Source organism: Gordonia sp. DT101, assembly GCF_049844895.1.
Taxonomy (GTDB): Bacteria; Actinomycetota; Actinomycetes; order Mycobacteriales; family Mycobacteriaceae; genus Gordonia.
On record NZ_JBNCLX010000003.1, the window covers coordinates 363,204 to 385,848 of the forward strand.

The 22,645-nt window shown below is 66.2% G+C and carries 19 protein-coding genes, 1 tRNA gene and 1 pseudogene; 13 read left to right on the forward strand and 8 right to left on the reverse strand.

The window, feature by feature from the left end:
- Positions 1-10 precede the first annotated feature (10 nt).
- The gene (gene mfd / locus ACLQ3I_RS13020) at positions 11-3,607 is read right to left on the reverse strand and encodes a transcription-repair coupling factor (protein WP_425802335.1); all 3,597 of its coding nucleotides are present in this window, start codon (positions 3,605-3,607) and stop codon (positions 11-13) included.
- A 35-nt stretch (positions 3,608-3,642) separates the two neighbouring features.
- Positions 3,643-4,140: a GNAT family N-acetyltransferase gene (locus ACLQ3I_RS13025; protein ID WP_425802337.1), complete on the reverse strand. Its 498-nt coding sequence runs from the start codon at positions 4,138-4,140 to the stop codon at positions 3,643-3,645.
- Between the two features lie 89 nt (positions 4,141-4,229).
- Here ACLQ3I_RS13025 and ACLQ3I_RS13030 point away from each other — a divergent pair, with 89 nt between their 5' ends.
- Entirely contained in the window at positions 4,230-5,024 is a 795-nt protein-coding gene (locus ACLQ3I_RS13030; RefSeq protein ID WP_425802340.1) for a dioxygenase, read from the forward strand.
- A 20-nt stretch (positions 5,025-5,044) separates the two neighbouring features.
- Here ACLQ3I_RS13030 and ACLQ3I_RS13035 read toward each other — a convergent pair whose 3' ends face one another.
- Entirely contained in the window at positions 5,045-6,106 is a 1,062-nt protein-coding gene (locus ACLQ3I_RS13035) for a phosphotransferase family protein (RefSeq protein ID WP_425802342.1), read from the reverse strand.
- Positions 6,107-6,110: 4 nt separating this feature from the next.
- Positions 6,111-7,226 carry a hypothetical protein gene (locus ACLQ3I_RS13040; protein WP_425802345.1) on the reverse strand — a complete coding sequence of 372 codons (1,116 nt, stop codon included), beginning with the start codon at positions 7,224-7,226 and terminating at the stop codon, positions 6,111-6,113.
- A gap of 94 nt (positions 7,227-7,320) precedes the next feature.
- Here ACLQ3I_RS13040 and ACLQ3I_RS13045 point away from each other — a divergent pair, with 94 nt between their 5' ends.
- On the forward strand, positions 7,321-7,959 hold the full coding sequence (locus ACLQ3I_RS13045; RefSeq protein ID WP_425788513.1) for a TetR-like C-terminal domain-containing protein: 639 nt from the start codon (positions 7,321-7,323) through the stop codon (positions 7,957-7,959).
- Here ACLQ3I_RS13045 and ACLQ3I_RS13050 read toward each other — a convergent pair.
- Positions 7,920-8,615, reverse strand: a complete 696-nt coding sequence (locus ACLQ3I_RS13050) for a TetR/AcrR family transcriptional regulator (RefSeq protein WP_267631593.1) — start codon at positions 8,613-8,615, stop codon at positions 7,920-7,922. The two genes, ACLQ3I_RS13045 and ACLQ3I_RS13050, sit on opposite strands and share 40 nt — an antisense overlap.
- A 47-nt stretch (positions 8,616-8,662) precedes the next feature.
- Here ACLQ3I_RS13050 and ACLQ3I_RS13055 point away from each other — a divergent pair, with 47 nt between their 5' ends.
- From ACLQ3I_RS13055 to ACLQ3I_RS13075, 5 genes are all read left to right on the forward strand, one after another.
- The gene (locus ACLQ3I_RS13055) at positions 8,663-9,076 is read left to right on the forward strand and encodes a nuclear transport factor 2 family protein (protein WP_425788516.1); all 414 of its coding nucleotides are present in this window, start codon (positions 8,663-8,665) and stop codon (positions 9,074-9,076) included.
- A 234-nt stretch (positions 9,077-9,310) separates the two neighbouring features.
- Positions 9,311-9,955, forward strand: a complete 645-nt coding sequence (locus tag ACLQ3I_RS13060; RefSeq protein ID WP_425788517.1) for an ABC transporter permease — start codon at positions 9,311-9,313, stop codon at positions 9,953-9,955.
- Positions 9,952-11,274 (forward strand): ATP-binding cassette domain-containing protein, encoded by a 1,323-nt coding sequence (locus ACLQ3I_RS13065; RefSeq protein WP_425788519.1) that lies wholly within the window; start codon positions 9,952-9,954, stop codon positions 11,272-11,274. The genes ACLQ3I_RS13060 and ACLQ3I_RS13065 overlap by 4 nt, the downstream gene beginning before the upstream one ends.
- Positions 11,271-12,008 carry an ABC transporter permease gene (locus tag ACLQ3I_RS13070; RefSeq protein WP_425788521.1) on the forward strand — a complete coding sequence of 246 codons (738 nt, stop codon included), beginning with the start codon at positions 11,271-11,273 and terminating at the stop codon, positions 12,006-12,008. Before ACLQ3I_RS13065 ends, ACLQ3I_RS13070 begins: the two co-directional genes overlap by 4 nt.
- The gene (locus tag ACLQ3I_RS13075; protein WP_425788523.1) at positions 12,005-12,997 is read left to right on the forward strand and encodes a glycine betaine ABC transporter substrate-binding protein; all 993 of its coding nucleotides are present in this window, start codon (positions 12,005-12,007) and stop codon (positions 12,995-12,997) included. The genes ACLQ3I_RS13070 and ACLQ3I_RS13075 overlap by 4 nt, the downstream gene beginning before the upstream one ends.
- A 15-nt stretch (positions 12,998-13,012) precedes the next feature.
- Here ACLQ3I_RS13075 and ACLQ3I_RS13080 read toward each other — a convergent pair whose 3' ends face one another.
- On the reverse strand, positions 13,013-13,681 hold the full coding sequence (locus ACLQ3I_RS13080) for a TetR/AcrR family transcriptional regulator (RefSeq protein WP_425788525.1): 669 nt from the start codon (positions 13,679-13,681) through the stop codon (positions 13,013-13,015).
- 94 nt (positions 13,682-13,775) lie between these two features.
- Between ACLQ3I_RS13080 and ACLQ3I_RS13085 the strand changes: the two are divergent.
- Together ACLQ3I_RS13085 and ACLQ3I_RS13090 are read left to right on the forward strand one after the other, a co-directional pair.
- A pseudogene (locus ACLQ3I_RS13085) lies at positions 13,776-15,275 on the forward strand (MFS transporter); the annotation flags it as partial.
- A 63-nt stretch (positions 15,276-15,338) separates the two neighbouring features.
- Positions 15,339-16,112 (forward strand): MSCRAMM family protein, encoded by a 774-nt coding sequence (locus tag ACLQ3I_RS13090; RefSeq protein WP_425790429.1) that lies wholly within the window; start codon positions 15,339-15,341, stop codon positions 16,110-16,112.
- A gap of 119 nt (positions 16,113-16,231) precedes the next feature.
- On the opposite strand, the gene ACLQ3I_RS13095 is transcribed toward ACLQ3I_RS13090, so the two are convergent.
- Positions 16,232-16,303, reverse strand: a tRNA-Gln gene (locus tag ACLQ3I_RS13095).
- Positions 16,304-16,428: 125 nt separating this feature from the next.
- Entirely contained in the window at positions 16,429-17,184 is a 756-nt protein-coding gene (gene fabG / locus ACLQ3I_RS13100) for a 3-oxoacyl-ACP reductase FabG (protein ID WP_425788527.1), read from the reverse strand.
- Positions 17,185-17,299: 115 nt separating this feature from the next.
- Here fabG and glmU point away from each other — a divergent pair, with 115 nt between their 5' ends.
- The 4 genes from glmU to ACLQ3I_RS13120 all read left to right on the forward strand — a co-directional run bounded on the left by glmU (position 17,300) and on the right by ACLQ3I_RS13120 (position 22,629).
- Complete coding sequence (glmU, locus tag ACLQ3I_RS13105) at positions 17,300-18,781, forward strand: bifunctional UDP-N-acetylglucosamine diphosphorylase/glucosamine-1-phosphate N-acetyltransferase GlmU (RefSeq protein WP_425788529.1); 1,482 nt, start codon at positions 17,300-17,302, stop codon at positions 18,779-18,781.
- A gap of 29 nt (positions 18,782-18,810) precedes the next feature.
- A complete protein-coding gene (locus ACLQ3I_RS13110) occupies positions 18,811-19,788 on the forward strand; it encodes a ribose-phosphate diphosphokinase (RefSeq protein ID WP_425788530.1) in 978 nt (325 codons plus the stop codon).
- Positions 19,789-20,183: 395 nt separating this feature from the next.
- Entirely contained in the window at positions 20,184-21,776 is a 1,593-nt protein-coding gene (locus tag ACLQ3I_RS13115) for an SMP-30/gluconolactonase/LRE family protein (RefSeq protein ID WP_425788532.1), read from the forward strand.
- Positions 21,777-21,783: 7 nt separating this feature from the next.
- On the forward strand, positions 21,784-22,629 hold the full coding sequence (locus ACLQ3I_RS13120) for an SDR family NAD(P)-dependent oxidoreductase (protein ID WP_425788534.1): 846 nt from the start codon (positions 21,784-21,786) through the stop codon (positions 22,627-22,629).
- The last annotated feature ends 16 nt before the right edge of the window (positions 22,630-22,645 follow it).

Consider the following 22,645-nt stretch of genomic DNA (forward strand, 5'->3'; position numbering starts at 1 on the left):
CGACGAGCTTTCAGTCGGGCTGTGGCCGAAGGGCCAGCAAGAAGCCGTTGAGATAGTCGATGACCTCCTCGTCGCGCAGCCGAGCCGATCCGACGCCTCCGGTCCGCGGGATCGGCAACGTGATCACCGACGTCGTGGCCCGGTACCCGGCCGCCGGGTAGAGCCGTTTGAGTCTGACCTGTTCGCTGTCGAGCAGGGTCATCGGTGCGATCTTCACGCCGGTACCGGCCAGGCCGATCTCGGTGACCCCGCGCTCCCGGCATCGCAGCCGCAGTCGGGCGATGGCCGCGAGTCGACTGGTCTCCTCGGGCGGTTCGCCGTAGCGGTCGGCGAGTTCGGCCAGCACGCTGTCGACTGCCGCGTCGTCGGTCGCCGACGCGAGTTTCCGGTAGGCCTCCAGGCGCAGACGGTCGGAGTCGACGTACTCGACGGGGATGTGGGCATCCACGGGCAGGTCGATCCGAACCTCCGCGGGCTCGCTCGTCGTCACCGGCTTGCCGTCGGCGGCGGCACGGTAGGCCTCGACGGCCTCGCCGACCAGTCGCACGTACAGGTCGAACCCGACACCCGCCACGTGCCCGGACTGCTCGGCACCCAGAACGTTTCCCGCACCACGCAATTCGAGGTCCTTGAGCGCCACTGCCATGCCCGCGCCGAGTTCGTTGTTCTGGGCGATCGTGGCCAGGCGGTCGTAGGCCGTCTCGGTGAGCGGGCGCTCGGGGCTGTAGAGCAAGTAGGCGTACCCACGCTCCCGGCTGCGTCCGACACGTCCGCGAAGCTGATGCAGCTGGGACAAACCCAGATTCTCGGCCCGGTCGACGATGAGGGTGTTGGCGTTGGAGATGTCGAGACCGGTCTCGATGATCGTGGTGCAGACCAGGACGTCGTACTCGCGGTTCCAGAACCCGGCGACGGTGCGTTCGAGCTGATCCTCGTTCAACTGACCGTGGGCCACGACGACCCGTGCCTCGGGGACCATCTGGGCGATGTCTCGGGCGGTCTTGTCGATGGTCGAGACGCGGTTGTGCACGTAGAAGACCTGGCCGTCGCGCAGCAGTTCGCGTCGGATCGCGGCGCCGACCTGTTTTGCCGCGTATCCACCGACGTAGGTGAGGACGGGATGTCGCTCCTCCGGCGGGGTGAGGATCGTCGACATCTCCCGGATGCCCGCCATCGACATCTCCAGCGTTCGCGGGATCGGCGTCGCCGACATCGTCAACACGTCGACGTGTGTGCGCAACGACTTGATGTGTTCCTTGTGCTCGACACCGAACCGCTGCTCCTCGTCGACGATAACCAGACCGAGGTCCTTCCACGTCACTCCGGACTGGAGGAGCCGGTGGGTCCCGATGACGATGTCGACGTCGCCGGTCGCCATGGCGTCGATGATCTCCTTCGAGTCCTTGGTGTCGGTGAATCTCGAGAGGCCGCGGACCCGGACCGGGAACTCGCTCATCCGTTCGGTGAAGGTCTGCAGATGTTGTTGCGCAAGAATGGTTGTCGGCACCAGAACGGCGACCTGCTTGCCATCCTGCACCGCTTTGAACGCTGCGCGGACCGCGATCTCGGTCTTTCCGTAGCCGACATCGCCGACGATCACCCGGTCCATCGGGACCGCCCGCTCCATGTCCGACTTCACCTCGGCGATGACCGTGAGCTGATCCATCGTCTCGGTGAAATCGAAGGCGTCCTCCATCTCGCGCTGCCACGGGGTGTCCGGGCTGTAGGCGTACCCGGGGGCCGCGTGGCGGGCGGCGTAGAGCTGCACGAGTTCGCCGGCAATCTCCCGAACCGCCTTGCGTGCTTTGCGTTTGGTGTTCTGCCAGTCGGAGCCGCCCAGCTTCGACAACGACGGCTGTTCGCCACCGACATACCGCGACAACTGGTCGAGCGCGTCCATCGGTACGTAGAGCCGGTCGCCCGGTTGACCGCGCTTGCTCGCCGCGTACTCGAGGACCAGATACTCCCGCCGCGCCCCGGACACGGTCCGCTCGATCATCTCGACGAACTTGCCGATGCCGTGCTGATCATGCACCACCATGTCCCCAGCGGTCAGTGCCAACGGGTCGACCTGGTTGCGACGCTTGGCCGGCAGCCGTCGGCCGTCGCGCACGCCGGCCACCCGGTTGCCGGTCAGGTCGGTCTCGGTGACGATCACCAGCTGCGCATCCGGGCACACCACACCGCTGCGCAGCGTCCCGTGGAACACCGAGACCTGGCCCGGCTGGGGCCGGACACCGGGTTCGACGATCTCGGCGGGCACCTCGGCCTCGGCCAGCCGCTCGCCGACCCGCTGCGCGGTTCCCTTGCCCGCCACGACGACGGCCGCGATGCCACCGGTGGTGACATGCGCGCGAAGATTCGCGAAGGTGGCGGCGATGTCTGCCTCGTTGCCACGCGGAGCGGGCCCCGCGGTCAGATCGAGTTCGATCTCGTCGCCGCTCCCGGTCGAGAGCGGGCTCATCGTCCACCAGGAACGGCCGGCGGCCAGCGTCGTCTTCTCGACCTCGTCGAGGGATCGGTACGAGCTCGCCTGCAGGTCGATGCCCGAACCGTCGGCAGCACGGCCGTCGACGGGGGCGTCTGCACCCAACGCCGCGGCCGTCCACGACGCCTCCAGGAACTCCGCCCCGGTCTGCGCGAGATCTGCCGCTCGGGTGCGGACCTTCTCCGGGTCCAGCAACAGGACACCGGTCCCGTCCGGGAACACCTGTGTCAGCATCTGCATCCGACCCTCGACGAGCATCGGGATCAGGGCTTCCATCCCTTCCACCGGAATGCCCTCGGCCAGCTTCGCCAGCATCTCCGCGAGCACCTGTTCACCGGCGTACTCGGCCGCCAGGCCGGCGGCACGTGCGCGGACCTCGGGCGTCAGGATCAGCTCGCGGCCCGGATGGATGCGAACCACGGACGCATCGATCTCGGGCTGACTACGCTGATCGGCCACCGAGAAGGCCCGGATCTCGGAGATCTCGTCGCCCCAGAACTCGACGCGTACCGGGAAGTCGGCCGTCGTCGGGAAGACGTCGAGGATGCCGCCACGGACAGCGAACTCGCCACGCCGCCCCACCATGTCCACGCGCTCGTAGGCCATCTCGACGAGGTCGTTCAGCAGACCTTCGAAATCGATCTCGATGCCTTCGCGCAACGTGATGGTGCGGGTCTCACCCAAGCCGGGGGCCATCGGCTGGACCAGCGATCGCACCGTGGTGACCACCACCCGCAGGGCGGTGCCCTCCTCGGGATTGGCCAGTCGATGCAGGACCGCCAGGCGCTGGCCGACCGTGTCCGCGCTCGGCGACAGTCGCTCGTGCGGCAGGGTCTCCCACGACGGGAACTGGGCGACCGCAGCCGGGTCGTCGAGGAGTTCGGCCAGTTCGGCGGTCAGATCGTCGGCCTCGCGCCCGTTGGCGGAGACCACCAGCAGCGGAGCGGCGGAGGACTCGGTCGCCGCGGCGCCGGCGAGGCAGGCCACCACGAAGGGCCGGGCCGAATCCGGCGCGCTGATGTCGAGACGCTCCTGGCCCCTCCGCCCCACCAGATCCGCGATCGCCTTGTCCGAACATGTGACCGCGGCGAGCCCGTGCAGGGCGGGGGTTGATGACACTCCAGAGATTCTAGTTTGTCGGGTGCGACGAAAGATCAGCCCAGCGGGCGCTGCAGGTAAACGCAGTCGATCCACTGGTCGAACTTGTATCCGACGGCGGGTGTCCGGCCGACCTCGGCGAAGCCGTGCTTGGTGTGCAAGGCGATCGACGCCTCGCCGCCGGTGGCGGCGATCACCGCGATGACCTGCCGCACGTTGTCCGGGTCGGCCGCCTCGAGCAGGGCACCCAGCAATGCCGATCCGATTCCCCGACCGCCGGCATCGGGGTTCAGGTAGATGGTGTCCTCGGCCGTCCAGGCATATGCACGCTTGTCGCGGAAGGATCCGAGGTAGGCGAACCCCAGGACTGTCCCCTCGTCCTCTGCCACCAGGAACGGTCGCCCGGCCGCGACTATCCCGGCACGCTTGGCCTCCCACGCGTCCCGGGTCGGCGCCTCGTAGTCGAAGGTCGCGAAGGTGTGCTCGACGTAATGCCGGTAGATATCGGAGACCGGTGCACAATCGGCCGATACGGCGGGACGGATGGAGACCATGCGACAGATGATGCCGGATCGCCGGCGCTGCTCGCGAACGAGTCACGGCCGCGCGGAATCAAACGGACCATGGTCCAGTTGACTAGGATATGGCCATGTCAGAGGAGACGTCACCTCAACCCGCGCTCTTCCTGAGCCACGGCGCACCACCCTTGGTCGACAGCCAACGCTGGGTGGATCAGTTGACGGCGCTCGCAGGGCGCCTCGACCGGCCGTCGGCAATCCTCATGGTCTCCGCACACTGGGAGGCGGCACCCCTGACCATCGGGTCGACCGACCCCACCACCGCGCTCACCTACGACTTCTGGGGCTTCCCCGACCGCTTCTACCAGACCACTTACTGGTCCCCGGGCGCCGACGGCCTCGCCAAACGGGTCGCGGCCATGATGCCCGACGGCGAGCCGATTGCCCACGACCGACATCGCCGCCTCGACCACGGCGCGTACGTCCCATTGACGGTGATGTACCCCGACGCCGACATCCCGGTTCTGCAGGTCTCCCTACCGACGCTCGACCCGGAACGATTGCTCGATCTCGGCCGTCGTCTGGCACCGCTGCGGGAGGAGGGCGTGTTGATCATCGGTTCGGGCTTCACCACCCACGGTCTCCCCTATCTGACCGACCCGACGCCCGAAGCCACCCCGCCGGGGTGGTCGGCGGAGTTCGACGCCTGGGCCCAGGAGCGTTTCGCAGCGGGAGATGTCGAGTCGCTCATCGACTTCCGCAATCGTGCCCCCGGCATGCCCTATGCGCACCCGACCATCGAGCACTTCTCCCCGCTCTTTGTCGCACTCGGTGCGAGCAGCGACGTCGAGCAGAAGCCCGATCAGGTGATCGACGGGTTCTGGATGGGATTGGCCAAGCGGAGTCTGGTCCTGTCCTGATCGCGCTGGTCCTGTCCTGCTCATGCGATCCCGCCACCGAACACGTGGTCTAGCCGCTCGATGCAGATCTCCGCGAGGTCGACGTCCCCGAGGTCGAGGATCTGATTGAGACGCAGGAGTGGAACGGCCAGCAACAGTCCGGCGGTCACCTGGGCGAACTGCATGTGGTCCAGCCGCATACCGGTACGCCGCCGATAGCGGTCGAGGGTCTCTTCGATCGACGGCGTACCCGGGGCCGGGGCGTGGTCGGGAAACGGGCTGCTGATCCAGTCGGTGGTCAGCATCCACGCGAGATCGCCTGCCGGGTCGCCGAGGTAGGCGACTTCCCAGTCCAACGCCGCGACCACATCGAAATCGTTGCCGTAGAGCACATTCGACATCCTGCTGTCGCCCCAGCACAGCCCGACATGTTCGGGCTCGTACAGATGGCCGTCCAGCCAGTCGAGGGCATCGACGAACTCCTTGCGCGGCTCGCCCGATCCGCTCGCCCACCCGACGGCGTACCGGAGGAATCCGGCCAGCCGTTGCGGTGCCGACGATCCGAATGCACGAAGATCAAGGAAGCCGAGACGCCGCGCGGACGGATCCACCGCACGAATCGACGCGATCACGTCGATGCAGCCGTTCCACAATTCGGCGCGGCCCGCCGCATCCGCGTCGGCGAAGATACCGGCCTGGTGATACGGCGGGACATCGCTGACCGTCACGGCGTCATCGATGCGGTCCATCACGAAGTACGGTGTCCCCAGGTCGGTCCCGTGCGCATCGATCCACCGCATTGTCGGGACCGGGACGTCGGTGGTGCGGAGGCGGTCCATCGTCAGATACTGCCGCCGCAAGTCGAAATCCGGCAGGACCGGACGTTCGGGAGGCCTCCGGAACACCAGCCCGACCGAATCGTCGTCGCCGTCGTCGAGTCCGAGGAGGTCGAAGAGGTAGGTCTCGGTCGAGAAGCCCTGGGTCGCCGGTCGCCAGTTCTCGATCCGCGCCCCTCGCGCTCCGGGAAAACGTTGGCGAACAACCGGCTCGAGCGCCTCGGGTAGGAGATCTGGCGCGATGCGCGAGGCCGGTGAGCTCGTCACCCGATCACCAGCCCGTGTAGCCGTAGCGCGGATAGGCACCGACGAACACCATCTCGACCAGCCCGTGTCCCACTTTGCCGTCCATCCGCACCTCGCAGAGCGTCTCGCTGACGAAGCTGACCGGGCGGATCGCCTCCGCATCACTCGCGTCGATGGTGAATCCGTCGATGAAATCCGTTCCACGCCAATACCCCGACGCGTAGCCATGGAACTCCTGATACCCGGCCAGACCCGGCCAGAAGTCACAGATCGGCGTCACCTCGATGGTGCTGGTGGTCCGGTCATCACGGTGGACGTCGAAGGTTCCACCGCTGATCACACGGAGTTCATCCCGAAACTTGAGATCGTGGTCGACGTCGATGATCGGCGACGATGAGCCACCATCGGCCAGGCGATGCAAGATCTCGCCCTCGAACTGCGTTCGGCGCCCGTCGGAATCCTCCCGCTGCGCGAAATGCACCAGCTCGTCGTCGAATTCGAAGATACCCATGTAATACAGCACGCCATCGGGGATCTCGCCCGGCTGCATCTCGGTGCCGTCCGGCAGGCTGCCACCCCCGGGTCCGTTGCGCACGCCCCACGAATGATCCCGCCCGAACCACCAACGTTGCGGGTCGATGTCGATGCGGTCGCCGTCGATCACGATGTGCCCGGACAGATTCCCGTTCTGGTAGAAGCGCCGCGCATTCTCCTGCACCCGTCCCCTCGTCCGGTGAAACGCCGGCGTCTGTTCGTAGGCTGGGAATTCGGCGGTCAGCACCAGGTCGAGTTCCAGCCCGTGTTCGTTGCCGCGCAGGGTCGTCCGAGTCCGTTGCAGCGGTTCTTCGACCGCGTACGTGTAGGGCCCGATCGAGTACGCGCCCAGTCCCACGGGTGCGGCGTCGATCTGACTGGACACGCGAACCACACGGGTCTCCCCACCGCGCCGGGAGACCATCGCGTAGGCATCGGTCACGTTGCGGTTGGGGTAGCGCGCCATCCCGGTCATCACCGTCACGTCGCCGGATGTGTCGAAGCCGTACATCACGATTCGCTCGACCCAGCGCAGATCACTCTGCTCGGGGTGATCGAACGTGGTCGACAGCTGGTGACAGAGCAACTCGTCGTGCGCAGTCAGCATGGTGTTCCTCCTCTGATGATCCGCTCCAGTCGCGGCAACGCATTACGTTACGGTCTATAACGAAATTGCGTGGCAGATTCGCTAGAGTCGTTCCGTGACCGCCGAACAGCGAAACCTCGCCGGCCGCCCTCGCGACCCGGAGAAGGACGTCGCCGTGCTGGACGCGGCACGCGCACTGCTACGGGAGGGCGGCTATCAGGCGGCGAACATCGCCGCCATCGCCCGCCGCGCCGGCGTCGGCACCCCGACCGTCTATCGACGGTGGGCACGACGGGAGACGCTGATCGAGGACGCGGTGTTCGGTGCGCGCGACATCGCACTGCCCGCCCCCACCGACGATCTCCATGCAGACCTGCGTACGTGGGTGCAATTGTTTCTCGCACACCTCGCCGACCCCGCGACACGGGCCGCGATCCCCGGACTACTCGTCGCGTATCAGCAGGACGACGACCTGTACGGAACTCTGCTGACCCGCGTCGAACGGAGCGTGCGATCGCACGTGGCCGACGCCGTGGCGGACGTCATCCCGTCCGGATCGCAGACGCTGCGCGCCGCACGCACCGACGCGCTCTTCGATCTCCTGGTCGGCGCAACGCTGGTCCGCGCGCTGACGTTCGGTCTGTATGACAGCGAGACCTTCTGCACACAGACCGCCGACGCGCTGATGGCCCTGGCGATGTCCGAGTGGGATCCTCAGTCCTCGACGGTCGTCCGGTCCCGATTCTCCACGTAACTGGGCCCGACGAGCTTCGGATCGGGATCGAGCCTGGTGAGTCCGTTCCAGCACAGATTCACCAGGTGGGCCGCCACAACCTCTTTCGGCGGCTCACGGACGTCCAACCACCACTGGGCGGTCACCGAGACCATGCCGACCAGCGCCTGCGCATAGAGCGGCGCCAACGCCGGGTCGAAGCCGCGACGTTCGAAATCACTGGCCAGGATGTGCTCCACCTGACTGATCGCATCGTTGAGAAGGCTTGAATACGTGGTGGTTTCGTCAGTACCGGTTCGATCGCCGCGAACGAGGATGCGGAACCCGTCGGTCCGCTCCTCCATGTAGGTGAGCAACGCCAGGGCCACCTGTTGGACTCGGTAGAGAGAACGATTCTTGGTCAGCGACGAGGTGACCATCTCCAGGAGGGTCTCCATCTCGCGGTCCACCACAACCGCATAGAGACCTTCCTTGCCGCCGAAATGCTCGTACACGATCGGCTTGGACACGCCCGCGCGCTGGGCGACCTCCTCGATCGAGGTTCCCTCGAACCCGCGCTCGGCGAACAGCCCTCTGGCCACCTCGATCAGCTGCAGGCGGCGCTGGGGTCCGGTCATCCGCGCACGAGGCGCGCGTTGCACCTCGTCGGACTTGTCGGTCGGGCGGCTCACTGCCATACCGACAACACTAACGACGTGCGCCCTGACACTGGTAATTGTTGGACATGTTGACCATCGAAGAGATCTCCGCACGCCTCGAGATCCAGCAGGTCCTGACCGACTACTCGACGGCGGTGGACTCCGCACGGTTCGACGACCTCGACGCGGTGTTCACCACCGACGCCGTCGTCGACTACAGCGTCATGGGCGGCATCGTCGGCGGGCCCGTCGAGGTCAAAGAGTGGCTCGCCGAGGTTCTTCCGAGCTTCTCGGCCTACTGCCATCTGCTGGGCAACCACGACATCCGGGTCGACGGCGCCACCGCGACGACCCGCACCCTGTGCCTGAACCCGATGCAGACACCGGACTCGTCGACTTTCCTCATCGGCATCTGGTACGCCGACACCTGGCTGCTGACCGACGACGGTTGGCGGATCAGAACGCGAACACTCGAGAAGTGTTTCGACAAACAGCTCTGACCGGCACCGATCGCGCGCACGACACCGATTGGCCACCAATCGTTACCTATTCGACATGAGGGCAGGTCAGGCCACATGTGTCGGCGGACTTTCGGAAGTCAAGAGTGCCGTCGCATCGAACAAAACCCTGCCTGACCGGACGTCGGCGGATTACTGTGAGATCCGGCTCAGACCTCAGATTGTGTCCGTCAGTTCGGGTTCTGATGCCGACGGGCCGACGACGAGGGGATTCCCGTGCAATTGTGGGATTACATCCAGGGGCATGCGGCCAACCTGACCTTCCTCACGTACCAACACGCCTCACTGGCATTTCAGACGGTGTTGGTCGGCGCAGTGGCCGCGGTGCTCATCGCCGTCGTGGTCTATCGGCTGCCGTTCTTCTCGTCGTTCACCCTGACCACCAGCCGCGTCGCGCTGACCATCCCGTCATTGGCCCTCCTCGCCCTGCTGATCGTGCCGTTCGGGCTGGGTGTGATCCCGAGTTTCATCATGCTGGCGTTCTTCGCCGCCATGCCCGTGATCGGCAACGCCATCGTCGGGTTGCGATCGGTTCCCGCGTCGGTGATCGAGGCGGCTCAGGGCATCGGCCTGTCCCGCTGGCGAATTCTGCTGTCCGTCGAGCTACCCATCGCCTGGCCGGTGATCCTCACCGGGATCCGCGTCTCCACCCAGATGATCATCGGCGTCGCCGCCATCGTGGCCTACGTACTCGGCCCCGGGCTGGGCTCGCTGATCTTCAGCGGCCTGTCCCGGCTCGGGGGTGCCAACGCCCTCGAGATGGCCCTCACCGGAACCGTTCTCATCGTCATCATCGCGTTGGTGTTTGACGGCCTCCTCGTCCTGCTCGGCCGCCTCACGATCTCCAAAGGACTGTCATGACCGAACCGGCAATGGACTCGGCCTCCCCCGACCGCACCGTCACCGGAACCTCGATCCGACTCGACGGCGTGATGAAGCGCTATCGAGGACAACACAAACCAGCTGTCGAGAGTCTGAGCCTGGAGATCGACGCCGGGGACATCGTCGCCTTCGTCGGTCCGTCCGGATGCGGGAAGACCACGATGCTGAAGATGATCAACCGGCTCATCGAGCCGACCGAGGGTCACATCTTCATCGGCGACCGCGACGTCACCAACGAGAATCCCGACAAGCTACGGCAATCCATCGGTTACGTGATCCAGTCCGGCGGCCTGTTCCCGCACTGGACGGTGTCGAAGAACATCGGCGCGATCCCCCGCGTGCTCGGCTGGGACAAGAAGAGGATCGCCGAGCGCACCGCCTACCTCCTCGATCTCGTCGGGCTCGATGCCGACACCTTCGCCGACAGACTGCCCAAGGACATGTCCGGCGGGCAGCAACAACGTGTCGGCGTGGCGCGTGCCCTGGCGGCCGATCCCCCGGTGCTCCTGATGGACGAACCCTTCGGTGCGGTCGACCCGATCACCCGGGTTCGTCTGCAGGACAGTCTCATCGCCATCCAGCACGAATTGGGCAAGACGATCGTCGTGGTGACCCACGATTTCGAAGAGGCCACAAAACTCGGCGACAAGGTCCTGGTCCTGTCCGAGGGCGGCCACATCGAGCAGTACGCGACACCCGAGGAGATCCTGGCCAACCCGGCCAGCCAATTCGTCGAGCAGTTCGTCGGGTCCGGTGCCACGCTGGCCCATCTGACATTGTCGCGCGTACGCGACGTGCAGCACGAGCCGGTCACGACCGCACGGGTCGGCGAGTCGGCGGACGCGGTCATCGCGCGAGCACGCTCCGCCGGGCACAACTGGGTGGTCGTCGTCGACAATTACGGCCATCCGCGCGCGTGGCCATCGCTCGAGGAGCTACGAACCAAGCCTCAGGTGTCCGACTACATCGACCGGCGGCTACCCGTCGTCGCACGGTCGTCGACGCTCAACGACGCCCTCGACTCCATGCTCGCGGCCAGTCAGGGCGGCGTCCTGGTGACCGACGGGCGCGGCGCCGTGATCGGGTCGTTGAGCATCGGATTGGTGATGGACGTGATCCGTGGTCAGCTGGCCGAAGTTCGCGACGACCCCGAATCCCTCTCCTATGTCGAGCATCCCGAGGGTTCGTCCACCAACGAGATGCCGGTGATCGTCGCTGCCGACGACGAGCCCGGCGTCGACACTCCGGTGGACGACCGATCGCCGGCCGGCGAACCAGGAGCCGGCGAGCACCCATGAGACGACTACGCCGCTTGCCGATGGACGTGTGGCTCGAGCCATTGCTCATCGTCGTACTCACCGCCGGGTATGTGATCTGGTATCAGGCAACCACATTCACCGAGACCGAACAGGCCTCACTCGGCTGGGACAACCTCCGGACCACCATTCTCGAGCACATCAAGCTGACCCTGGTGGCCACCGTCATCGTCGTGGTGATCGCGATCCCGTTGGGAATCCTGCTCACCCGGCCGTCGATGCGATGGCTCAACCCCATCGCCATCAACATCGCCAATGTCGGTCAGGCCGCACCGGCGGTCGGTCTGCTCGTCTTGTTCACGTTCTGGCTGGGCACCGGGTTCCGCACCGCCGTCATCGGTCTCGTCGTGTACGCCATCCTCCCGATCCTGCAGAACACCATCGTCGGTCTGCGCCAGGTGGATCAGCGGACCATCGAGGCCTCCCGGGGGATCGGCTATTCCGCGGCGCGAACCCTCGTCCAGGTGGAGCTGCCGCTCGCGGTCCCGGTGATTCTCAACGGCGTCCGCACCGCACTCGTGATCCTGGTCGGCACGGCCACGCTGAGCACCTTCATCGGCGCCACGAGCCTGGGCACACTGATCACCACCGGTGTCTCCCTCTTCCTGCCGAAACTCCTGGTGTCCGGCGCCATCCTGGTGGGCCTGCTGGCATTGACGATCGACTGGATCGGTCGGCTCGTCGAACTCTTCGCGACCCCCCGGGGGATCTCATGAGGTGGCCGCGACCGCGAAAGTCGTTGACGCGGACCGTCGGGCTCGCGGTGGTCACCCTGTTCGCAATCGCCGGCTGCGGCCTCGTCAGTTCGTCCGGTACCTTCCAGAAGGCGTCGCTGCCCGACGGCAAGACGCCGTTGTCGGGCGCCCAGATCACCGTGACGTCGAAGAACTTCACCGAGAGCGTCCTGCTCGGCAAGATCGCGGCCACCTACCTCGCGGCCGCAGGCGCCGACGTCACCGACCTCACCAACGCACCCGGATCCGCGTCGTCGCGGCAGGCTCAGCTCAACGGTGACGCGGACCTGCTGTGGGAGTACACCGGCACCGCGTGGGTCACCTATCACCATGAGACGGAGACGATCCCGGACCCGAAGGAACTGTGGACCCGCGTCCACGACATCGAGCTCAGCGAGAACAACCTCGTCTGGCTGCCGCCCGCGAACTTCAACGACACCTACGCCTTCGCCGTGTCCGGGCCGACGGCCGAGCGACTCAACGTCAAGACCATGTCCGACATCGCCAAGCTCCCGGTCAAGGATCGGACCTTCTGCATCAACGACGAGTTCTTCAGCAGGCCAGATGGTTTCCTGCCCATGCTCGAGACCTACGGGATGCCGTACAACACGCCGAACGGGGTGCCCGCGGGAAATGTGACGCAGATGGATTCCGGCGTCGTCTACACCTCGACGGCCAAGAGCCAGCCGTGCAACTTCGGGATGGTCTACACCACCGACGGCCGGATCAAGAACCTGCAGCTCGTCACCCTCGAGGACGACAAGAAGTACTTCCTGCCGTACAGCGGCACCGTGGTGGTCCGTAAGGAGACACTCGACGCGTACCCGGACATCGCCCCGCTGATGGATCAGGTGTCCGAACGGCTCACCGACGATGTGATGCAGGACCTGAACGGCCGCGTGGACATCGACGGTGAGGACCCCGCCGACGTCGCCTATGACTGGCTGAAGAGCGAAGGACTCATCACGTAGCCGAGTTCGTCGTGGCTACCGGTGGGCGTCTCGCCGCGCGCACTGGATCTCCAGGATCTGATCGTCGGTGAGCGCCGGCACCGACAAGGTCGTACGACCGGTCGCGCGCACGCCGTCGAGGATCAGCTCCAGGAAGCGTCGCCACGCGTCCGGGACAGTCGGCTGGGTGACGTCGGCGAGGGCCGCGAGCATGGTGAGGATCCCGAAGAAGTCACTCGGCGCCAGATCTGGACGCAACACCCCGGCCTCCATGGCCCGCTCATAGAGCTGCGTCAGCTGTCCGGTGAGGATCGACTTCGCCGATTTGATGTCGGGATGCTCGTGGTCGATGCGCATGATGAGTGCCGCGAGGCCCCGGTCGGTGGCCATCGACGTGCCCACGAGCGTCAGGACATCGACGACGGCCTGCCAGGCATCCGGGTCCTGTAAAGCGAGGCGAGTCCGTTCGGCCACCTGGGTCAGGTGTTCGGCGAGGACACCGACGATGAGTTCGTCGCGGTTGGTGAACCGCCGATAGACGGTGCCCACCCCTACTCCGGCGCGCTCGGCGACGTCGTCGAGGGACACCTCGAGCCCACGTTCGGCGAACAGTTCGCGGGCCGCGTCGATGATGCGCAGCCGGTTGCGCTCGGCGTCGGCACGCAGCTTGCGGGAGCCGATGGCATCGGCGGCTTGCGTGTCCATGCTCACATGATAGCAAGTGGAGGAATAGCCTCCGGTTGGCGTACGTTGGTGCCAGCAACCGGAGGAGATACCTCCGCCTAGAACGGAGGCTCGGATGAGCACTGTCTACGAGGACCTCGACGCCCCACCCGTCGAGAAGGAATCGGAGCAGGCGCGCCATCATCGGCTGCGCTGGATCGTCTTGGGCGTCCTGGCCCTTGCCCAACTCATGGTCGTGCTCGACGCGACCATCGTGAACATCGCACTCCCCCACGCCCAGGAATCGCTGGGCTTCGGCGACGCGGATCGGCAGTGGATCATCACCGCCTACGCACTGTCGTTCGGCAGCCTGCTCTTGCTCGGTGGCCGACTGTCGGACCTATGGGGCCGCAAGACCACCTTCATCATCGGGCTCATCGGGTTCGCCGTGATGTCCGCCGTCGGCGGCGCGGCGGTGAACTTCGAGATGCTGGTCGCCGCACGTGCGGGCCAGGGCATCTTCGGCGCACTGCTCGCCCCCGCTGCACTCTCGTTGCTGACCACCACGTTCACCGACCCGGCCGAACGCGGTAAGGCCTTCGGCATCTTCGGCGCGATCGCCGGCGGCGGTGGCGCGCTCGGTCTGCTACTCGGCGGGATGCTCACCGAGTGGGCCAACTGGCGCTGGTGCCTGTACGTCAATCTCGTGATCGCCGCGATCGCACTCGTCGGCGCCGTGCTGTTCCTCGGCTCGCACAAGTCCGAGCACCATCCGAAGTTGGACCTGCCCGGTGTGGTCACCGCGTCGGCCGGACTCTTCTCGATCGTCTACGGCTTCTCGAACGCCGAGACCAACGGCTGGGCCGACTGGGCAACCATCACCTGGCTGATCGCCGGTGTGGTCCTCGTGGCCGGCTTCATCTGGTGGCAGTCACGCAGCAAGCACGCTCTGTTGCCGCTGCGCGTGATCAAGGACCGCACCCGCGGCGGGTCCTATCTGGTGGTGTTCATCGCCGGCATCGGCATGTTCGGCATCTTCCTGTTCCTCACCTACTACCTGCAGCAAAACCTCGGGTTCAGCCCGATCCGGACGGGACTCGCATTCCTCCCGATGATCGGCATGCTGGTGATCACGGCGACCACATCGACCGCGGTGATCCTTCCCCGCTTCGGTCCGCGTTGGCTGATGTCCGGCGGCATGCTGATCGCCGCGGGCGGCATGGCACTGCTGACGCAGATCACCGTAACCAGCTCGTACGCAACACATGTCCTGCCTGCACTGCTGATCCTCGGCGTCGGCATCGGCGCCTCGATGGCACCGGCCATGCAGGGAGCCATCTCGGGCGTCTCGCCCGAGGACGCCGGCGTCGCCTCGGCAACGGTCAACACGATGCAGCAGGTCGGCGGTTCGGTGGGCACGGCACTGCTCAGCACCATCGCGTCGAGTGCGGCGGCCTCGTACATCACGGACCACGCCGCCACCGTCTCGAACCAGAACGAGCTGACGCAGATGGCTGCAGTGGACTCCTACACGACCGCATTCGCGGTGGCCGCAGGAGTATTCCTGATCGGCGGACTGATCGCGGGGCTGCTCGTCCGGAGCGGCAAGCTGCCGTCGGCCGCGCCCAGCGACGCCGGATCACCGGAGGCCGGCCCGAGCGTCGAAGGTGAGTCGGTCTCGCCGGCGGTACGTCCACGCATCGCCGGGAGCGTCGTCAACGGCGACGACACACCCCTGGACACCGCCGCGATCACCGTCACCGACATCCACGGTCGGCAGGTCGGCACCACGGCAGTCCACGGCGACGGCTTCTACACCGTGCACGACATCACCGATGGCACGTACACCGTCATCGCCACCGCACCCGGCCATGCCCCCAAGGCCATGACCGTCTCCGTCGTCGGTGACACGGTGTCCCACCGTGACTTCACCCTCGCCGGCGGCGCCGTGCTGCGCGGACGCGTCCGCGACGGCCACCGCGCCCTGGGTGCCAAACTGATCGTCACCGATCAGTCCGGTGCCGTGGTGACCCAGGCGCATGCCGATTCCGACGGTCACTTCGCGATTCTCGGGCTGCGCGCAGGCGACACGGTCGCGGTCACCGCATCCGCTCCCGGCTACCAGCCGGCCGGCCAACTGGTGACCATCGACGCGGCCGCCGGGCGGAACGTCGAACCCATCGAGATCCTGCTGGCCCCCACCAGCGGTGTCGAGGGTGCGGTGCGCGCCGCGCACAGCGGCACCCCACTGCACGGCGCAACGGTGTCCGCGATCGGTCCCGACCAGACCATCGTCGCGTCGGCCACCACCGACGCCGACGGTCGCTACCGCATCGACGGGCTCACCGACGGCCAGTTCACCATCGTGGCCAACCTGTACGAACCGGCCGCGATCCAGGTCGAAGTCATTGCCGGCCAACACAACACCGCCGACATCGGTTTGGCTTCGGGCAAGAATCCGGCGGTGCCGTGACCGGATGGCCATGATCGCATCGATCGCGGCCTGACCCGAAACACGGCTGTGGCCCGTTGTTCCTTGCGGAGCAACGGGCCACAGCCGTATCCGGTGCGATTGCGAACCGACGTGATCTGCTCCCCCACCAGGACTCGAACCTGGAATGCCTGAACCAAAATCAGAAGTGTTGCCGATTACACCATGGGGGAATACTGCGCAGACGATTGTGCCACAGCATCGTGGCGTCAGTTCGACGCACTTCCCGCGCCCCCGTTTCGTTCCCGCTCATCCGATCGAATACGCGGGAACGAGATGAGGGCGCGGGAATACCGAACTAGTCCTTCGGACCGCCGGCGACGTAGATGACCTGGCCCGAGACGAATCCGGCGCCCTCACTGGCGAAGAACGACGCCGTGTGTGCGATGTCCTCCGGGAGGCCGGTGCGCTGCACCGGGATCTCCGCCGCGGCGGCCTTCTTGAAATCCTCGAACGGGACGCCGACGCGCTCGGCGGTCGCGGCGGTCATCTCGGTCGCGATGAATCCGGGTGCGATCGCATTCGCGGTGACACCGAACTTGCCGAGCTCGATGGCGAGGGTCTTGGTGAAGCCCTGCATGCCTGCCTTGGCGGCCGAGTAGTTCGCCTGTCCACGGTTGCCGAGCGCCGACGTGCTCGACAGGTTGACGATGCGTCCCCAGCCGGCGTCGACCATGTGCTTCTGGCACGCCTTGCTCATGTTGAACGCGCCCCGCAGGTGCACGCCCAGAACCGCATCCCAGTCGTCGACCGACATCTTGAACAAGAGGTTGTCACGCAGGATGCCGGCGTTGTTCACCAGGACGGTGGGCGGACCGAGTTCCTCGACGATCTTCTCCACGGCAGCCTTGACCGACTCCTCCTTCGAGACGTCGGCGCCGACCGCGATCGCCTTTCCGCCATTGCCGGTGATGGCCGAGACGGTGTCCGCACACGCGTCCGCGTCGAGGTCGAGGACGGCCACGGCCAGGCCGTCGGCGGCCAATCGCTTGGCGACGCCCGCGCCGATACCGCGCGCGGCGCCGGTGACGATCGCGACTTTCTGAGTGCTCATCTGTTGTACCTCCGTTTGTCCGTGCCAGGTCTGGTCACCTCACTGTTTTCTATCAGGCCTGCATTTCGGCGGGTGAGCGCGGCGCCCGTCCATCGCCTGCGTAACATCGGGCCACATGACGGAGACGTCCTCGCCGGCTACTGCCGTGATCGTCCTCGCGGCAGGCGCGGGCACCCGGATGAAGTCGAAGACCCCGAAAATCCTGCACACCCTGGCCGGACGGCCACTGGTAGGCCACGCGCTTCATGGTGCCGCCGGCATCGGGCCCGATACCTTGATCGCCGTCGTCAGTCATGAACGCGAACGCGTCAGTGCGATGATCGGCGAGGTCGCCGAGGAACTCGGGCGTGACGTCACGATCGCAGTTCAAGACCGGCCACTCGGCACCGGTGACGCGGCGCGCGCGGGCCTCACAGTGTTGCCCGACAACTTCGACGGCACGGTCGTCGTCACCGCCGCCGACGTGCCTCTTCTCGACGCGACGACCCTCGACGCACTGGTCGCCGCCCACACCGCGGACGGCGGTGCCGCGGTCACGCTGACCAGTTTCCGGGCGGATGACCCGACCGGGTACGGGCGCGTCATCCGGACCAATGATTCGTTGGTGCAGGCCATTGTCGAGCACAAGGACGCATCCGACGAGCAACTCGCCATCTCGGAGGTCAACGCAGGCGTCTATGCCTTCGACGCGGCGACCCTCAGGTCGGCGCTCTCCCGCTTGTCCACCGACAATGTGCAGGGCGAGTTCTATCTGACGGACGTGATCGCGATCGCCCGCGACGACGGACGATCCGTGCGAGCCTTCACCGTCGACGACCCGGTTCTGGTGGCCGGCTGCAACGACCGCGTCCAACTCGCCGAGCTCGGCGCCGAGCTGAACCGTCGGATCGTGCGGCGCCATCAGCTGGCCGGCGTGACCGTCGTCGATCCCGCCAGCACCTGGATCGACGTCGACGTCACCATCGGCGAGGACGTGCGCATCGAACCGGGCACCCAACTACTGGGCACCACCACCGTTGCCGACGACGCGGTCATCGGCCCGGATTCCACCCTGCGCGACGTCTCGATCGGAGCCGGCGCCGCGGTGATCCGTACCCATGGCAGCGAATCGGAGATCGGTGCGAATACGTCCGTCGGACCGTTCGCCTACCTACGTCCCGGCACCCGGCTCGGCGTCGGCGGCAAGATCGGCACCTTTGTCGAGACCAAGAAGGCCGACATCGGGGCGGGTTCAAAAGTCCCCCACCTCACCTACGTCGGAGACGCGACGATCGGCGAGCACTCCAACATCGGGGCGTCGAGTGTGTTCGTCAATTACGACGGCGTGGCGAAACATCGTACTGTGATCGGGTCCCACTGCCGCACCGGTTCTGACAACATGTTTGTCGCCCCAGTGCAGGTCGGCGATGGCGCCTACACCGGAGCGGGTACGGTCTTGCGGGACGATGTCCCGCCCGGAGCCCTTGCGGTGTCGGCGGGACAACAACGCAATATCGAGAACTGGGTGGTGCGCAAGCGCCCGGACACCGAGTCGGCCCGTGCCGCCCTCGAGGCCCAACAGATCGCCAGCCCGGCAGACGACCAGCCGGGCGCCTGACCGCTACATCCCCCGACAGAAGAGTTTTCATGACCTGGACCACGGACAACCAGAAGAACCTGATGCTGTTCTCTGGCCGCGCCCATCCCGACCTCGCTCAGTCCGTCGCCGACGAGCTCGGCATCAAGGTGACACCGCAGACGGCGCGGGACTTCGCCAACGGCGAGATCTTCGTACGCTTCGAGGAGTCGGTACGCGGCTCCGACGCATTCGTCCTGCAGAGCTGCCCATACCCGATGAATCAGTGGGTCATGGAGTCGCTCATCATGATCGACGCCCTCAAGCGCGGATCGGCAAAACGCATCAGCGTGATCCTGCCGTTCTACCCCTACGCGCGCCAGGACAAGAAGCATCGCGGTCGCGAACCGATCTCCGCTCGGTTGATGGCCGACCTGCTGAAGGCCGCGGGCGCGGACCGGATCATCACCGTCGACCTGCACACCGACCAGATCCAGGGCTTCTTCGACGGCCCGGTCGACCACATGCATGCCCAGGGTCAGCTCGCCGACTATGTCCGGGAGAACTACGGCACCGACAACGTCACCGTGGTCTCGCCGGACTCCGGTCGCGTGCGTGTCGCCGAGAAGTGGGCGGATGCCCTCAACGGCGCACCACTGGCGTTCATCCACAAGACGCGCGATCCCCTGGTGCCCAATCAGGTCAAGTCCAATCGCGTCGTCGGCGATGTCGACGGTCGCACCTGCGTGCTGATCGACGACATGATCGACACCGGTGGCACGATCGCCGGTGCGGTGAAGGTCCTCAAGGATGCCGGTGCCGGCGAGGTCGTCATCGCGACCACCCACGGCGTCTTCTCCGATCCGGCCGCGGAGCGACTCGCGAACTGCGGCGCCCGTGAGGTCATCGCGACCGACACCCTGCCGATCCCGGAGGAGAAGCGGTTCGCGAACCTGACGGTCCTCTCGATCGCCCCACTGCTCGCCCAGACCATCCGCGAGGTCTTCGAGAACGGCTCGGTGACGAGCCTGTTCGACGGTAGCGCGTAGGCGCCAGACACACAGACCCCACGAGAGCGGGGCCTCGCGACGACGATGATCGTCGCGAGGGCCCGCTCTCGTGCATTGTCGGCAGCCCATCCGAGGCCACTCACCCGACGCCGTGACGAACCGACGATGACCGTCGCGCAGATGTTGCGCGACGGTCATCGAGCATCGGTCCAAAGGCCGTGTCACCGCGTCCGTCTCTCGATAATCTGACTATACGTAGCCGAGAACGTGGTTCCTATCCTGTCAAGGATAGTAATACTTGTAAATCTAGCGGTTCCCGGATTAGACTCCGACGCGAGCGAAATTGTGGCCTGCATCACGCCAATCCGGCCTTCACACACGGCCGTCAGGACACGTCGCCATCACTGATCTCTCCTCTGGACAGGAGGCCCACCTTGACTCAGGCGGCCCGCTACACAAGCACTTCGTCCCACGAGCTCGCCGATGGCTGGCGCCTTGAGCGACTGACCGAACCGAGCCGACTGTTCGGTGCGAACGGCATCCGCACGGGCCCGGACGGGCGCATCTACATCGCACAGGTGGCCGGGAGCCAGATCAGCGCCCTCGACCTCGAATCGGGTGCCCTGGAGACCGTCAGCGCCAAGGGCAGCGACATCATCGCGCCCGACGACGTGGCGTTCGACCCGCATGGGGACATGTACGTGACCGAGTACTACGACGGCCGGGTCAGCGTGCGCGAGGCCGGCGGCACCACCCGGTTGCTGCGCGACGATCTGCCCGGGGCCAACGGCATCACGATCCATCAGGGCCGACTCTTCGTGAACGAATGCCGGCCCGGTGGCCGCCTGATGGAACTGGATCCCGCCGGTGGTGCCCCCAAGATCCTTCTGGAGGATCTGCCCATGCCCAACGGCATGGAGGTCGGCCCGGACGGCAAACTCTACTATCCGCTGCTCGGCGCCAACGAGATCTGGCGCATCGACCTCGACGGCGGTGAACCCGAAAGGGTCGCAGCCGATCTCGGCGGGCCCGACTCGGTGAAGTTCGATTCCGACGGCAACATCGTGTCCACCCAGGTCGCCTCCGGACAGGTCCTGCGGATCGATCCCCGCAGCGGCGCGCAGACACTCTTGGCCCAGCTCTCCCCCGGCCTCGACAACCTCACCTTCGTCGGCGACCGCCTCTTCGTCTCGAGCTTCACCGGGCAGATCACCGAGATCCTCGGCGACGGCGGCACCCGGACGGCCCTGAACGACGGACTGACCTGGCCTCTCGACCTCACCGTGGGTCCGGACGGCACCGTCTACATCGCCGACGGCACGTTCCTGCTCGCCCATCGTCCGGGGACCGAACTCAGCACACTGGGAATGCTTTTCAGCCCCGGCTACCCCGGCTACATCCGCGGGATGGCGGCCACGGGCGACGGCGAGTTCGTCGTCGCGGGCAACGGCACGGTGTCTCGGTACCGTCCCGCCGCTGCCGAGAGCGAGGTACTCGTCGAGGGCCTCGATCAGCTCTACGGAGTCGCCTTCGCGGCAAACGGGACCATCGCGGTCGCCGATCTAGGCACGGGCCAGGTACATTCGGTCCAGTCGGGTCGCTCCGACGTCCTCGCGAGCGGCCTCGACCGCCCGATGGGAGTGGCGTTCACCGCGGACGGAACCTGCCTCGTCTCCGAGTCGGGCGCGGGCCGGGTTGCGGCGGTGACGAGTTCGGGCACCGACACCCTCGTGGACGGTCTCGAGTCACCGCAGGGGATCACCGTCGTGGGGTCGCAGCTCTACATCGTCGACACCGGGAGCAAGTCGGTGGTCAACGTCGATCTGGAGACCAAGAGCCGACAGATCGTCGCGACCGGCCTCCCTGTCGGCGCACCACCCGGGGTCACTCCCAAGCCACTTCTGGGATTGGTCCCGTTCTCCGGGCCGCAAGGGCCGTTCGCAGGTATCGCGGCCGGGCCCGACGGAACCCTGTACGTCTCGGCCGACGCCGACGGAAGCGTCATCGCGCTTCGGAAGGAGCGCTGATCGCCGCATGGAGAACAATGTTGTCGGCCTGACCGGCCGGATCGTGATCGTCTCCGGCGCAGCAGGTGGGGGCATCGGCACCACGGTGACGAAGATGGTGGCCGAGGCAGGTGCCACCGTCATCGCGGTGAGCCGCTCGAAGGAGAATCTGGACACGCACATCACACCGCTTGTCGCGGAAGGACTCTCCATCATCCCCGTGAGTGCCGACGCCTCCACCGACGAGGGCATCGCCGCGGTGATGGACCAGGTGCGGATCACCGAGGGCACACTATACGGGCTGGTCAACGTCGCCGGCGGTGCGGCGCCCGCCACCTGGATGCCGGCGACCCGGGTCGCCCGCGCAGATTGGCGCGACCTGTTCACCCAGAACCTCGAGACGATGTTCTTCATGAGTCAGGCCGTTGCCGCCGAGCTCAAGTCGCAGGGGCTGCGGGGCTCGATCGTCTCGATCTCGTCGATCAGCGGAATGAACACCGCGCCATTCCACATCGGTTATGGCACAGCGAAAGCCGCGCTGGTCGCAGCCACTCGCACCATGGCCGTCGAACTGGCCAATGATGACATCCGGGTGAACGTCGTCGCACCCGGCGTGACCGCGACGCCGGCCTCGATGACCTATGTCGACGACGATGCCGAACGCGATCGCCGCGCCATCGCCATGGGCCGGCGCGGCCGGCCGGAAGAGCAGGCGGGCGCCGTCCTGTTCCTGCTGTCCGACCTGTCGAGTTACATCACCGGACAAGCACTACTCGTGGATGGCGGCCTGAATCTCAAGTGGACCCATATGGGCGCGGATCACACCTCACTCTTCCTCAAGGACGAGTCGTTTCGTGCGGCCATAACGCACTGAGACAACACTTTTCAAG

Coding starts and splice junctions, on each gene's coding strand:
- ACLQ3I_RS13080 (WP_425788525.1), bottom strand. CDS start 13,681: ATGGACACGCAAGCCGCCGATGCCATCGGCTCCCGCAAGCTGCGTGCC.
- ACLQ3I_RS13055 (WP_425788516.1), top strand. CDS start 8,663: ATGTTGACCATCGAAGAGATCTCCGCACGCCTCGAGATCCAGCAGGTC.
- ACLQ3I_RS13025 (WP_425802337.1), bottom strand. CDS start 4,140: ATGGTCTCCATCCGTCCCGCCGTATCGGCCGATTGTGCACCGGTCTCC.
- ACLQ3I_RS13110 (WP_425788530.1), top strand. CDS start 18,811: ATGACCTGGACCACGGACAACCAGAAGAACCTGATGCTGTTCTCTGGC.
- ACLQ3I_RS13040 (WP_425802345.1), bottom strand. CDS start 7,226: ATGCTGACTGCGCACGACGAGTTGCTCTGTCACCAGCTGTCGACCACG.
- ACLQ3I_RS13065 (WP_425788519.1), top strand. CDS start 9,952: ATGACCGAACCGGCAATGGACTCGGCCTCCCCCGACCGCACCGTCACC.
- ACLQ3I_RS13120 (WP_425788534.1), top strand. CDS start 21,784: ATGGAGAACAATGTTGTCGGCCTGACCGGCCGGATCGTGATCGTCTCC.
- ACLQ3I_RS13070 (WP_425788521.1), top strand. CDS start 11,271: ATGAGACGACTACGCCGCTTGCCGATGGACGTGTGGCTCGAGCCATTG.
- ACLQ3I_RS13030 (WP_425802340.1), top strand. CDS start 4,230: ATGGCCATGTCAGAGGAGACGTCACCTCAACCCGCGCTCTTCCTGAGC.
- fabG (WP_425788527.1), bottom strand. CDS start 17,184: ATGAGCACTCAGAAAGTCGCGATCGTCACCGGCGCCGCGCGCGGTATC.
- glmU (WP_425788529.1), top strand. CDS start 17,300: ATGACGGAGACGTCCTCGCCGGCTACTGCCGTGATCGTCCTCGCGGCA.
- ACLQ3I_RS13050 (WP_267631593.1), bottom strand. CDS start 8,615: ATGGCAGTGAGCCGCCCGACCGACAAGTCCGACGAGGTGCAACGCGCG.
- ACLQ3I_RS13075 (WP_425788523.1), top strand. CDS start 12,005: ATGAGGTGGCCGCGACCGCGAAAGTCGTTGACGCGGACCGTCGGGCTC.